Raw genomic sequence first — 12,887 nt, 5'->3', positions numbered from 1 at the left:
AAAAATTATGTCGTTGAATTTTAACCCACAGCAAGAAATTATATTAGAGGATGAGCGGGTGTTGTTACGCCCATTGCAGGTTGATGATTTTGGCAACCTTTTATCGTTTGCAGTAAACGAACCGGAAACATGGCGGTATTCAAGCAAAACCGCTGGAAGCGAACAGCTACTAAAGGATTACATTAAAGATGCCTTGCAGGCGCGTGATAAGGGCGTAGAATATCCCTTTATTGTATTTGACAAAACCGCGAACGCCTATGCCGGTAGTACCCGCTTTTATGATATTCAAACAGAAAACGGCGCGCTTGAGCTGGGTTATACGTGGTATGGAAAAGATTTCCGCGGAACGGGCATGAACAAGCATTGCAAATTCCTTCTGCTGCAATTTGCATTTGAAACCATGAACGCAGACCGGGTTGGTTTCCGCGCTGATGCCCGTAACCAGGTTAGTATTGCCGCTATGAAAAGTATTGGCTGTGTGGTTGAAGGGACCGTACGCAGTCACGGCATTTTACGCGAAGGCGGTCGCCGCGATTCTATATTATTGAGTATTTTAAAGAATGAGTGGTTTGGTGGGGTGAAGGAGAGGTTGAGGGGTAAAATTAGTGATAAATGAAATTAAGTCAATTAAAGGACCTATTTTCAAATAACATTGTAATAGGCGTTTTACGGAAGAGTATTGAAAAAGAAGTTATAGACTACGTAACACTTCTTAAAAAGAAAGGTAGTAGCGTGCCTATTTACATCACTGAAGACGCAACTTTAAAAGTAAGTGGTAGTGATATAGCTCTTCTTTGTAAAGCTTATTTAGATGGCGGTATAGAAGAAAACCATGTTTATTACATAATGGATGTGTTAACACTTGCCGAGCATGTTGATTTCGATAATGAGGAATTATTCGACTTAGTCGCGGGATTGACAGACCCGGAAATAAACGGAGATTTAACACCTGAAATTGCAATGCAGGTAATCAATCAAATCCATTTACTGAATGATGAATAAAGCAAAAGACAATATGTCATTGCGAGGTACGAAGCAATCGCACGGAGAAAAGCGGACTATGCACCGTTAGCGATTGCTTCGTACCTCGCAATGACAAAAATGAGAGGGTAATGCCCCTGTATCTACTACTTCAGATCAAACCTATCCAAATTCATCACTTTACTCCACGCGGCAACAAAATCGTTTATAAATTTGTCGTGCGCGTCTGCACTGCCGTAAACTTCGGCAACGGCGCGGAGCTCAGAGTTGGAACCGAATACCAGGTCGGCGCGGGTGCCGGTCCATTTTATGGCACCGGTAGCGCGGTCACTGCCTTCGTAAACTTCCCTGTCTTGCGATGCGGCTTTCCAGGCGGTGCCCATATCCAGTAGGTTCACAAAAAAGTCGTTGGTTAAAGTTCCGGGGCGATTGGTAAACACGCCGTGCTTGGAGCCATCGTAATTATTGCCCAGCACGCGTAAGCCACCTATCAATACCGTCAACTCCGGCGCGGTTAGCGTAAGCAAATGCGCCTTGTCTATCAGCAACTCCTCAGTTGATACAGACGATTTTGACCTGCGGTAATTACGGAAACCATCAGCTATCGGCTCCAGGTAACCAAATGATTCCACATCGGTCTTTTCCTGAGAAGCATCCATACGACCCGGAGTAAATGGAACGGTAACATTTTTGCCGGCATCTTGAGCAGCCTTTTCTACAGCCGCACAACCTGCCAAAACAATCAGATCAGCTATGGATACTTTTTTACCACCGGCGTTAAAGTCCTGCTGAATTTGTTCTAAAACATCCAGTACTTTTTGCAGTTGCGTTGAGTTGTTAGCCTGCCAGTATCTTTGCGGCGCCAAACGAATGCGACCACCATTTGCACCGCCACGCTTATCAGACCCGCGGAAGGTTGATGCCGATGCCCAGGCCGTTGATACCAATTCGGCAACGCTCAATCCTGAAGCCAATATTCTGCCTTTCAATGTAGCAATATCAGCATCATTTATCAATTCATGATCTACCGCCGGTATTGGATCTTGCCAAAGCAGTTCTTCCTGCGGCACATCCGGACCTAAATAACGTTCCTTCGGCCCCATATCACGGTGCGTAAGCTTGAACCATGCACGCGCAAAGGCATCAGCAAACTGATCAGGGTTTTCTAAAAACCTGCGTGATATTTTTTCGTACGCCGGATCAAAGCGCAGCGCTAAATCCGTAGTCAACATCGTAGGCAAACGCTTTTTCGAGCTATCAAACGCATCCGGTATAATAGCGTCCGCGTTTTTAGCTACCCATTGCTGCGCACCAGCCGGGCTTTTGCTCAATTGCCACTCAAAGCCTAAAAGGTTCTCAAAAAAGTTATTGCTCCATTTGGTGGGGGTGGTAGTCCAGGTTACCTCCAGTCCGCTTGTAATGGCATCAGGGCCGCTGCCGCTGCCGTATTTGTTATGCCAGCCAAAACCCTGCATGGCCAGGTCGGCCGCTTCAGGTTCTTTACCAACGTTATCAGATGATGCCGCGCCATGCGTTTTACCAAAGGTGTGTCCGCCTGCTATTAATGCTACTGTTTCCTCATCATCCATAGCCATGCGGCCGAAAGTATCGCGAATATCTTTTGCAGCCATAACCGGGTCAGGATTGCCATCCGGGCCTTCGGGGTTTACGTAGATCAAACCCATTTGCACAGCAGCTAAGGGTTTCTCTAAATTGCGCGAGTGGATATCGCCATCGGCATCATCATCAGATGATAACACACCGCGTCCGGGTACACCTTCCGATCCGTGCGCGTAACGTTTATCGCCGCCCAGCCACGTAGTTTCTGCGCCCCAGTAAACATCCTGATCGGGTTCCCAAACATCGGCGCGACCGCCTGCAAAGCCAAAGGTTTTAAAACCCATTGACTCCAAAGCTATGTTGCCCGTCAATATCATCAGATCGGCCCATGAAATATTACGACCATATTTTTGTTTTATGGGCCAAAGCAAACGACGGGCTTTATCTAAACTCACATTATCCGGCCAACTATTTAACGGTGCAAAGCGCTGCTGCCCTGCCCCTGCCCCGCCACGGCCATCAAACACACGGTAAGTGCCCGCACTGTGCCAGGCCATGCGGATGAACAAACCACCGTAATGGCCAAAATCTGCCGGCCACCAATCCTGCGAGTCGGTCATTAAAACGTGTAAGTCCTTTTTAACAGCTTCCAGATCAAGGCTATTGAAAGCTTCGGCATAATCAAAATCGCCGCCCATTGGGTCTGACTTTGAAGAATGCTGGCGCAGAATGCTAACTTTTAAATGTTTGGGCCACCAGTCCTGATTTTTGGTGCCGCCGCCGGCTACATTTTGTTTCATGCTGCCATTGTGGAAAGGGCATTTGCTGATGTCGTTTGATTCGTTTTCCATAAAATATTTTATCAGGTTTTATCGGATGTAAAGCACCGGTTACGTGCTTTTTATAAAGATAGATGGGTTGGCCATTAAATCAAAATCAATTAATTCTATATCAGATAGGGAAAAGCTATAGATGGTTATTATCATAGCGATGGGTTTAAAACCCATCGCTATACCGATACGCCCGGGTGAGTAACCGCAGCTCTTTTTAAATCTTCAAAACACTGCTAATTCAACGTATATCCATACAGATACCCGCCTATAATTGTACACAAAAACCTACACTTTTATAATGTCACCCGCTTGTCATCAGCATAAAAACCCATGGCACGATATTTACAATTAGCTAACCGAACTAATGTAAAACTATCATATCATGAAAAAAGTAACTGTTACCTCAACCGACGTATTAATGAAAGCTTTAGACATTGAATTAAAAGCTATATTGAAAAAAGACTTAAAAGCGTTCCGCGCGAAACAAGCGCAAGGTCAAAAACTTGCTGCTTAATCGGTATTTTTTGCTTTAAACCTTGACCACAAAATCTAAAACCGGCTTCTTTTCAGTCGATAAGCTAATACTTATCTTCGGGCTTATGCTATTACTCGGTGCCGAAGGCTATTTTGGGTATCGCCTGCGCGCACTATCCGCGCAGCAGGAAACCATTAAAGCCGACTACTCTGAGGTTAATAGCATCAACTACGGCCTGCTCTCGCTTGACCAATGGCGCGATGATGTTGCCCGCATTGTAAACAAACAGCTGCGCAACCTTAAATTTGACAAAAAGCAAAAAAAGTTAATGCAAACCGAAGTTGAAGAGGTTTTGTATGCATTAATTGCCAAGGCCGAACGCATGGTGGAGCAAAAGCCCACAAGCCTGATAGGCAAAATACGCAAGCTGGTAGTTAAAACCTTTGTAAAAACAGATAAAGTACGCGCCCAGGTGCCCCAGCTGGCTCGCAAAATTATAGCTAAAGCCGATAACCCCAACCAAAAAGCGAAGCTGAGCGAAATGGCCATGGGCGGTTTTGCCGAGGTATTGAAAGGCGATACAATAGATAGCGCTTTACGTGCGCGCGATGTGCTGTTTCACGGCATGTACAAAAAGTACAATGTAAATTCAACCCCCACTTTAAACGCTAAATTAGACAGTCAGCTTAAAAACATTCATACAGATATGTACCGTTATTGCTTTGGTATGTTGGGCTGTATTATAATTGTGCTGTGCTGCTGGTGGTTTTTCAGGAGCCGTACAGATCTGCATGGTGCCCTGTTTATATTATCACTACTTTTTGCTTTCATACTGCTGGGCGTGGGTTTAAGCGCGTCTATGATAGAGGTGGATTGCCGCATAAAAACCTTCGACTTTGTGCTGCTGGGTGAACAGGTAGAGTTTAAGGACCAGGTACTATTTTACGAAAGCAAGAGCATTCTGGGCGTAGTAAAGGTACTGATAGAGCAACCGGCGGTTGATGCCATTGCCGTTGGCATACTGATACTGTGTTTCAGCATTTTGTTCCCGGTATTAAAATTATCCTCAACCGGTATACACTTACTAAGCAGGCGCAGCATAGCCGAGAACAGGATCGTAAAATACTTCGCCTTTCAATCGGGCAAATGGAGCATGGCCGATGTTATTGTTATTGCTGTGCTGATGACCTATATCGGCCTGAACGGATTATTGGAGAGCCAGTTAGCTTTTCTGAATGTTAAAAGCCAGGATCTTACTATTATAACCACCAACAACACGGCCTTGCAGCCGGGTTACATCATATTTATAAGTTTTGTGCTGTACGGGTTGATCCTGTCAACCATCCTTAAATATATAACACCTAACGATGCCAACTGCTAAATTAAAATATACCGTTTTAAACATCGTTCTGCTTACCGGCTTAAGCGTATTACTGGCCGGTGCGGTTTACTGTGGGTATAAATTGCATCTTATATCTGATGAACGCGTGCAGGTTAAAGAGGATTACAGCTTATCTAACAGTGTTACATTCGGCCTTTTTTCTGTTGATGAGTGGAGCGACAGAATTGCTAAACTAATGGACGGCAAAATTGAGGAATATCATATAACGCCTAAGCAGCGTACAGATATGCGCCAGGCTATATCGGCCCAACTGCACGGTTTAATTGCCCAAACGGTACGCGAGATCAAAAAACCGCAAAAGAGCGTCGGCGGCAAGCTTAAAAAATTGGCGTTCAATATATTGGTAGACTCCGCCGAATTGCAAGCGCAGGTTAGGCCATTTACCAATACCATTGTTGCCAAAATAAGCAGCCAGCGAAGCGAGGACAGGTTAAAAGATATAGCCGGCAGTAAGTTTAAGCAACTAATAACTCAAACTTATGATAGCACCCGCGTAGCCAATTACGAGGTGACCAAATACGTTTATAAAAAATATAAGGTAGATAACCCCACCAGCTTTAACGATGAGATAAAGGCGCGCCTGGCGCATTTAAAGGCCGAGCTGATTAAATACGTTTGCATATTGTTAGGATGCGTTGTTGCAGCGCTGCTATTGTGGTTGTCTATGCGCAGGCATGTTGAACTGCAAACACCTCTGTTTATTTTTTCGCTGCTTTTTGCATTTGTGCTGCTGGCAGTGGGCAGCCTGCAGCCCGTTATTGAAGTTGATGCCCGCGTGCAATCATTGGACCTGTTAATTTTGGGCGAAAACATAACTTTCCAGAACCAGGTGTTGTTTTACCAAAGCAAAAGCATTGTTGGTATAGTTAGCACACTAATGCGGCAAGGCAAACCCGATGCTACTGTTGTGGGGGCGCTTATTATGTTATTTGTGTTGATACTGCCCCTGCTACGGTTAATAGCCAAAGGCATTTATGTATTAAGCACCAAAAAAATAGCCCGCCACCCCGTAATACGTTACTTGACTTTTGAGCTGGGCAAATGGGACATGGCCGATGTGATGATTGTAGGCGTGTTAATGACCTACATTGGTTTAAACGGCATTATAAAAGGGCAGCTTTCCAGTCTTAACATCCACACCCCATCATTAACCATGATAACGGATAATGGTACATCGTTGCAACCCGGCTACTTTATTTTTGTAGGATATGTGTTTTTTGGCGCGCTGCTCTCGTATGTTTTGAAAAGGGTATCTCCGCATGATAAGTTAAAATAATTTATCTAAATTTGTTACCATATTGGTAACAATTCTGTATGTTTGTGAAGCATGCGTGTAATAGCTACCAAAACCTTAAAATTTTATTCCGAAAGGTATCATCAAGCCGATCAGGCTTTGTTTAGTTGGTACGAGGAGGTTTCTATAGTAAATTGGAGTAATCATAATGAACTAAAGGATCAATATCGCAATGTATCTATACTTAACAACAAACGCGTTGTTTTCAATATCCACGGTAATAGTTACCGCCTTATTGTAGATATTGAATACCGATTAAAAATTGTTTTTATAGTATGGTTTGGTACGCATAAAGAATATGATAGGGTTGACGCTAAAACAGTAAGTTATGTTAAAACTAATTAAAAACGAAGAGCAATATAATGAAGCGTTGATGCAGGTTTACCAACTCATGCAAAATGACGTAAAGGAAGGCACATCAGCTTCTGATGAGTTGGAGATACTGAGTATTTTGATTAAAGAATATGAAAACGTGCACCACGCTATACCAAATCCAAACCCTTTGGATGCAATTAAATTCAGGCTTGATCAATTGAATATGTCAGAAACTGAATTGAGTAGTATCCTGGGTAACCGCTCCAGAAAATCAGAGATACTTTCCGGCAAAAGAAAGTTAAGTCTGGCCATGATCAGAAAACTTAACCAGATATTACATATACCTGCAGAGGTATTGATACAGGCTTATTAAAGCTTGTCAAGCCTGCCTATAAAACTATCCCCATAGGAAGAAGCTGGTGGCAGCAGAAATACAGCTTACAAATTAATCGACTAATATATTAATTCCGATCCCTTCCAAACGTATACCTTTTCAAATCAGCGTAAACAACTCCCTTATCCTTCATAGCTGTTATATATTCAGGCGTTAGCTTACTGATTTTAAGGAAGGACACCTCCGATTCAGGGATGTTGTTATATCCTATTTTATTAAAACCCCGGATATAATCGGCATGTATGCCCTGCAACTTCCACATAGAAATTCTATCATATGTGATGTTGGTATATCCCAGGTCTTTAAAACCTTGAACGTACTCGGGCGTAAGGTTTCTTAATTTGGCCATGGTAACCAATTCTAACGGAATAGTTAAGCCTACACGCTGCATACTTTTTATATACGCCGCTTCTATGTTTGAAAACTTAAACGATATCAGCTTTGAGATCATCAGGTGACCGTATCCCAGATCAGAAAAACTTTTTATGTACTCCGGCGTAACCCCGGCTAATTTTAACATGCAAAGTATCTTATAAGGCAGATCAGTATAACCCAATGCCGCTATATCCTTAGCAAATTGCGGTGTAACCCCGGCTGTTTTTAGCGAGTCCATTTGGCTTGGACTTAACGAGCTATACCCTAAACCGCTGATGGCGTTGACAAATGCAGCATCGGCCACTACAATATCATCCGGAAAGGGCATTTTATAGGTGCCTCGCTCATAAAATATCTCTATCCTGCCTTTGGTGTTGCTGAATTTAAGCCGGTTGGACGTGTCGGCATCTAACGCGGGAGGTGGCGGCGTTAAACCACCAGCTATTTTTACCGGCTCATTGTTATTGTTTTCAGGCGATGGTGACGCAGCAGGTGGTAATGCGGCGGGTGCTTGTTCATGTACAGCTACATCAGCATTTTTAGCATCAGTATTTTTATTAAAGCTAAACGGAACATTATTAGCAGCGATTGCCGCAAGCGGCTGGTTTATGTTACAAACCAACACCCCCATCAGCAAAACAAGTGTCATATACTTCCACATGCTATTAATGTTTGAGCGCCTGGCATTCATCATCAGAATGCGTTTTTTCAACATAGACTGGCTGTAATTGGTGGTAATATTTAAAGCCATGTGCGGCACCGATACCTTTAGCAAGCTCAACTGATAATCAGACGGCTCAAAATTATTACCCTTCAGTACAGAATCATCCGTAAGGTATTCAAGGTTACGCTCTATGTCTTTGCGATAGATCCAGGCCAATGGGTTGAACCACTGAAAAATAAGCATGGCCTCGGCCAATAACAGGTCAACGCTATGTGCCTGTATAACATGGATCTTCTCGTGCGCTAATATTTTGCTGTAGGTTTTAACATCGTATTTTCCGGGGTTGATATAAATGTTATTGCCGAAAGAACAGGGCGCCCGGTCATCATCAACCTCAACAATACGGCATACGCCATCCCTAACTATCCGGCTTTTACGAGAGCGGTATAACAATACAAATATCTGCAACAGCAAATTGGTACCCATAATGGCAATACCTCCCCAGTAAATAAATGGGATATATTTTATCGCGCCGGCAACAACCCCACCAATTGTTATTGGCGATGGCGGAGTTACCGTTTTAATGTAATTCACCTCTTCCGTTGGCTGCATAACCAAACGTTTTTCCGGTTGGGTAATTACAGGCGTTTCAACTACATTATCCAATGCGACCGGCACAGCACTCCTGAAAGAAAATTTAGCGGGCACATGTACCAGCGGTACGATAAACGCCATTATAAGGCAGCTCAACAAAACCAGTCTGTTCAGCCTGAAAAACGTTTCCCTGTCTAAAAACATCCTGTAAAACAACAAGCTGATACCAATTATAGCCGCAACGCTTAAAATATAGCTCATCATTTTTTTCCCGCTTTAATCAGGTTAATAATGTCATTCAATTCCTCTTCGGTCATTTTTTGCTCTTTGGCAAAAAACGCCAACATGTTGGCATACGAGTTATCAAAATACTGGCTCACCACATCCTTCATGGCATGTTTCTGATAATCTTCTTTTGATACCATAGGGAAGTATTGAAAGATATTACCCACCACATCATGCGCTAAAAAGCCCTTATCCTCCAACACCTTTATCATGGTTGATACCGAGTTATAATGCGGCTTAGGGTCAGGCAGCTCGGGCAGCACTTCTTTTATAAAAGCTCTTTTCAGGTTCCAGAAAACCTGCATTATTTGTTCTTCGCGTTTAGCCAGCTTTTGCATTGTACTAAGTTATTATTTAAATATATAATTTTTTAAAGCGTACGGTTTTTGTTACCGCCATCTATATACTTGGTATTGGCCCGCGCCTTGGCATTACCAAAGCTGTAGGTTACAGAAAAATTTAAATACCGCAGGTCGTTATATATATGGGTGGTTTGCCTGGCACCATTATACTGCATGGCGGTACGGTTGGCACCGGTACGCAATATATCAGACACCACCAGGTTATACATAAACATACCATTATGCGACTGAAACCTCACCCCCGCCTCCAAATTGCTTCTGCTTTGCAGTGTAAAAAACCCCGAAGTGCCCGGAAAACCATACTGATAATTTACCACTGCAAAGGTTGTTTTTTTGCTGTTCAGCGTAAGAGTGTTGCGGATGGAATAGTTGGCAGTAAAGCCATTCACATCAGGCAGAACAACCACATTCTTATTAGCAACTGAGCGATTATACGTCAAGCTGAAACTATTGTAGCTGTTTAGCCATTTATACGAAAAAGTGTAAGCGACGTATAAATTACCCGAGTAAGTCTTTATATAGTTAAAAGGCTTTGATTCTGTCAGTGCCTCGCCCTGTTTGAAAGTAGTTATGCTGCCAAATCCCCCATTAAGCACCGTGCCCGAAAGCGTTGTAGTTAAGTTGTTTTTGTAAATATGCGTAAGCTCTACATTATCACTAAAAGCAGGCAGCAAATAAGGGTTACCTGTGCGGTAAGTATAACTGTTAACGTAGCTTCTGAAAGGATTTAATAGGCTGAATGATGGCCGTTGAATACGTTTGGAATAAGCAATAGTAATGGAATTATTTTTAGGGGTATAGGATAAAAACAAACTCGGAAACAGGTTATTTATAGCCGTACTATTACCCAAACCGGTATTAACCAACTCGCTGTTGATGCCCGTGCGCTCATAACGCAAACCCGCCTTGGCCGACCAGCTTTTACCCAGCTTTTTACTGCCCGAAACATACAGCGCCGCGGTATTCTCTTTATACAAAAAGTCGTTTACGCCAATAGGGATACCCTTGCCGGTAGCGTTGATGAGCGAATGGTTGTTTACATAGGCCAGCGCCCCGCCCGTCTCAATTTTGGCGAACTTGTAAGGCAGCTCCAGATCTAAATTAACCGAGCTGCCCTGGTAGCGGGTATCATCTGTATTGGTAAAAAGCTCCTGTCGTGGGTTTTTGCTGTTTATCTGGTTATTGGTAAAAACATCGCTGCCGTTGTTCCTTACAAAGTAACTGCCGTTAACGGTTAGCTTTTTGCCCAGCGAATCAATCATAAAATCATAATAAGCAGTGGCCGATTTGGTGGTGTAGCGCATAGCATTATTGATTATGGCCGAGGCGGCAGAGTCGGCAGCAGTGCGACCAATGGTTTGAAAAACGCTGCTGGTTACACCATCCTCCTTTACTTTCTGCGTGGTGATATCTCCCAGGAAACCTACGTTCATCTTTTTTGTGAGCTTATAATTAAGCGAAGTGTTGACCGATACGTTTTTGCCGAATGGGTCCCTCACATTATCATTATCCCACTTTATAGCAGCCTGCTCAAATTGCAGGTCGGTTTTAAACCGGCGCTTTTCAATAAAGCCATTGGTATTAAAGTTTACATCCAGCTTGCTGCTTTTGTAGTTTACCGTTACCGACTGCGAACCCGCCGCGAATGTGCGCTGCTGATACCCCGTGTTAAAGCTGAACAGCCAGCCCAGGTTCGGATTTTTTTTAAGCGCGATGTTGAGCAAACCCGAATTACCCTGCGCGCTGTATTTTGCCGGCGGCATCGTGATCACCTCAATGCTGGCGATATTGTCTGACCGGATAGCCGCCAAACGGTCTTTTACCGCATCGCCGGATATAATGCGCCCGTCAATCATTACCGCAAGGGTGCTTTTGCCTATTAATGATAACTGCCCATCCGGCGATACCTCTACCCTGGGTGCCTGGCTCAACACTTCCATAGCGCTAAAGCCCCTGTTAAACACGCTGTTGGCAACGTTAAAGGTGAGGCGGTCAATCTTTTGCTCAATAATGGGCTTCGCGGCTACCACGTTAACTTCTGCCAGTGTTTTGGCATCTTTTTCTAATCTTATATTCAAAATCTTATCGCCGCTAATGGTAACCGAATCCTGATAGGTTGTGTACCCTACCAGGCTTACTTTTACCAGGTACCTGCCCGTTTTTAAGGGCAACGAATAAGAACCCGCCTCGTTGCTTAGCACCGCGGTTTGCTGTCCGCCGCTGCTGATGCCCACCGTTGCATAAGGCAAACCGCCGCCCCCGCCGTCTGTAATGCTGCCGGTTAATTTAAAGCTTTGCTGCGCCCTTAAGGTGCAAACGGAAAATAGTAATAAGGTGGTTATAAAGGTTCTCATACTAACGGATACTCAGGTTTAAAAATTCGTTACACAAACATAATACTAATTAATTAGTATTAGTACTATAGTATTAGTACTAATTGATTAATAATTTATAAGTAATTGATTATGAGTAAATAAATTTTACAACCAAACCCTATTTAACAAATTGTCATTTCGATAGAGCAAGAGCGGGGATTGCGCGGCGGGGCTATAGAGAAATCTATACACAACCCAAGCCGCCGGACCAACATGTGTATAGATCCCTCCTTAGGTCGGGATGACATAATAATAAAATTGTCATTTCGATAGCGCAAGGGCGGGATTGCGCGGCGGGGCGAAAGAGAAATCTATACACAAGCCAAGCCGCCGGACCAACATGTATAGATCCCTCCTTAGGTCGGGATGACAAAATAATAAAAATTGTCATTTCGATAGAGCAAGGGCGGGATTGCGCGGCGGGGCGAAAGAAAAATCTATACACAAGCCAAGCCGCCGGACCAACATGTGTATAGATCCCTCCTTAGGTCGGGATGACATATAATAAAAATTTGTCATTTCGATAGAGCGAGGGCGGGGATTGCGCGGCGGGGCGAAAGAGAAATCTTTTCGAAGCGAGGGGAAAAAGTCTTTTCGAACGCTTTTCAAGCCAATCTCACCCACCCGTAATTGTGAGGCACGAAGTAATCCCAAAGCGACCGGAAGTGCGGGGTTACTGATTAATTGGCTAGTTCCGGGCGCGTGGCTTATCGCTCGGTTAGCCAACGCTATTGGCTTGCCCCGCTCATTTGCCGCGGAGGCTGTTACTTTACCTTAGATGCAAAGTAACCAAACATCAAGCCGAAAAAATTCTTCCCCGCTCAGGGCCATTACCCATGGCCCGCGTTTTTCGGCAGGCCATTGCCCGCTTTTATGGAACCTCACCCACCCGTCTTTGCTGTAAGGGTTTAGTAATTCGATGACAGAATAGCGGTTTATTTTTGGTTGTTTAGGGTTACCATATCGATAGGTTTTTTG

At 43.9% G+C, this 12,887-nt stretch carries 12 protein-coding genes; 7 read left to right on the top strand and 5 right to left on the bottom strand.

Features of this window, described 5'->3' with window-relative positions; genetic code table 11:
- The first annotated feature begins 7 nt into the window (after positions 1-7).
- Both ACFQZS_RS00060 and ACFQZS_RS00055 read left to right on the top strand, forming a co-directional pair.
- A complete protein-coding gene (locus ACFQZS_RS00060) occupies positions 8-616 on the top strand; it encodes a GNAT family N-acetyltransferase (RefSeq protein ID WP_377095820.1) in 609 nt (202 codons plus the stop codon).
- Entirely contained in the window at positions 613-1,002 is a 390-nt protein-coding gene (locus tag ACFQZS_RS00055; RefSeq protein ID WP_377095817.1) for a hypothetical protein, read from the top strand. The genes ACFQZS_RS00060 and ACFQZS_RS00055 overlap by 4 nt, the downstream gene beginning before the upstream one ends.
- Positions 1,003-1,127: 125 nt before the next feature.
- Here the strand turns inward: ACFQZS_RS00055 and katG are convergent, their stop codons facing one another.
- On the bottom strand, positions 1,128-3,392 hold the full coding sequence (gene katG / locus ACFQZS_RS00050) for a catalase/peroxidase HPI (protein ID WP_377095814.1): 2,265 nt from the start codon (positions 3,390-3,392) through the stop codon (positions 1,128-1,130).
- 364 nt (positions 3,393-3,756) lie between these two features.
- On the opposite strand from katG, the gene ACFQZS_RS00045 reads away from it, so the two are divergent.
- The 5 genes from ACFQZS_RS00045 to ACFQZS_RS00025 are packed head-to-tail and all read left to right on the top strand — an operon-like array spanning position 3,757 to position 7,233.
- Complete coding sequence (locus ACFQZS_RS00045) at positions 3,757-3,888, top strand: hypothetical protein (protein WP_377095812.1); 132 nt, start codon at positions 3,757-3,759, stop codon at positions 3,886-3,888.
- Between the two features lie 22 nt (positions 3,889-3,910).
- Positions 3,911-5,230, top strand: coding sequence for a paraquat-inducible protein A (locus tag ACFQZS_RS00040; protein ID WP_377095810.1), 1,320 nt, complete (start codon positions 3,911-3,913; stop codon positions 5,228-5,230).
- Positions 5,217-6,527, top strand: a complete 1,311-nt coding sequence (locus ACFQZS_RS00035; RefSeq protein ID WP_377095807.1) for a paraquat-inducible protein A — start codon at positions 5,217-5,219, stop codon at positions 6,525-6,527. Before ACFQZS_RS00040 ends, ACFQZS_RS00035 begins: the two co-directional genes overlap by 14 nt.
- Positions 6,528-6,578: 51 nt before the next feature.
- A complete protein-coding gene (locus ACFQZS_RS00030) occupies positions 6,579-6,890 on the top strand; it encodes a type II toxin-antitoxin system HigB family toxin (RefSeq protein WP_377095805.1) in 312 nt (103 codons plus the stop codon).
- Positions 6,874-7,233, top strand: a complete 360-nt coding sequence (locus tag ACFQZS_RS00025; protein ID WP_377095802.1) for a helix-turn-helix domain-containing protein — start codon at positions 6,874-6,876, stop codon at positions 7,231-7,233. The genes ACFQZS_RS00030 and ACFQZS_RS00025 overlap by 17 nt, the downstream gene beginning before the upstream one ends.
- Positions 7,234-7,321: 88 nt before the next feature.
- Here ACFQZS_RS00025 and ACFQZS_RS00020 read toward each other — a convergent pair whose 3' ends face one another.
- The 4 genes from ACFQZS_RS00020 to ACFQZS_RS00005 all read right to left on the bottom strand — a co-directional run.
- Positions 7,322-9,151, bottom strand: coding sequence for a M56 family metallopeptidase (locus ACFQZS_RS00020; RefSeq protein WP_377095800.1), 1,830 nt, complete (start codon positions 9,149-9,151; stop codon positions 7,322-7,324).
- Positions 9,148-9,510, bottom strand: a complete 363-nt coding sequence (locus tag ACFQZS_RS00015) for a BlaI/MecI/CopY family transcriptional regulator (RefSeq protein WP_377095797.1) — start codon at positions 9,508-9,510, stop codon at positions 9,148-9,150. Before ACFQZS_RS00015 ends, ACFQZS_RS00020 begins: the two co-directional genes overlap by 4 nt.
- A 32-nt stretch (positions 9,511-9,542) precedes the next feature.
- On the bottom strand, positions 9,543-11,888 hold the full coding sequence (locus tag ACFQZS_RS00010; protein ID WP_377095794.1) for an outer membrane beta-barrel protein: 2,346 nt from the start codon (positions 11,886-11,888) through the stop codon (positions 9,543-9,545).
- Between the two features lie 795 nt (positions 11,889-12,683).
- The coding region (locus ACFQZS_RS00005; RefSeq protein ID WP_377095791.1) for a hypothetical protein at positions 12,684-12,887 on the bottom strand (204 nt) is incomplete at its 5' end.

This window comes from Mucilaginibacter calamicampi (assembly GCF_042676765.1).
Lineage (GTDB): Bacteria > Bacteroidota > Bacteroidia > Sphingobacteriales > Sphingobacteriaceae > Mucilaginibacter > Mucilaginibacter calamicampi.
Note: the sequence above shows the minus strand (reverse complement) of the source record. Positions and strands in the feature narration are given on the sequence as shown.

Excerpts from the sequence above, each read along its gene's own strand:
- ACFQZS_RS00060 (WP_377095820.1), top strand. The coding sequence starts at position 8 with ATGTCGTTGAATTTTAACCCACAGCAAGAAATTATATTAGAGGATGAG.
- ACFQZS_RS00055 (WP_377095817.1), top strand. The coding sequence starts at position 613 with ATGAAATTAAGTCAATTAAAGGACCTATTTTCAAATAACATTGTAATA.
- katG (WP_377095814.1), bottom strand. The coding sequence starts at position 3,392 with ATGGAAAACGAATCAAACGACATCAGCAAATGCCCTTTCCACAATGGC.
- ACFQZS_RS00045 (WP_377095812.1), top strand. The coding sequence starts at position 3,757 with ATGAAAAAAGTAACTGTTACCTCAACCGACGTATTAATGAAAGCTTTA.
- ACFQZS_RS00035 (WP_377095807.1), top strand. The coding sequence starts at position 5,217 with ATGCCAACTGCTAAATTAAAATATACCGTTTTAAACATCGTTCTGCTT.
- ACFQZS_RS00030 (WP_377095805.1), top strand. The coding sequence starts at position 6,579 with ATGCGTGTAATAGCTACCAAAACCTTAAAATTTTATTCCGAAAGGTAT.
- ACFQZS_RS00025 (WP_377095802.1), top strand. The coding sequence starts at position 6,874 with ATGTTAAAACTAATTAAAAACGAAGAGCAATATAATGAAGCGTTGATG.
- ACFQZS_RS00020 (WP_377095800.1), bottom strand. The coding sequence starts at position 9,151 with ATGATGAGCTATATTTTAAGCGTTGCGGCTATAATTGGTATCAGCTTG.
- ACFQZS_RS00015 (WP_377095797.1), bottom strand. The coding sequence starts at position 9,510 with ATGCAAAAGCTGGCTAAACGCGAAGAACAAATAATGCAGGTTTTCTGG.
- ACFQZS_RS00010 (WP_377095794.1), bottom strand. The coding sequence starts at position 11,888 with ATGAGAACCTTTATAACCACCTTATTACTATTTTCCGTTTGCACCTTA.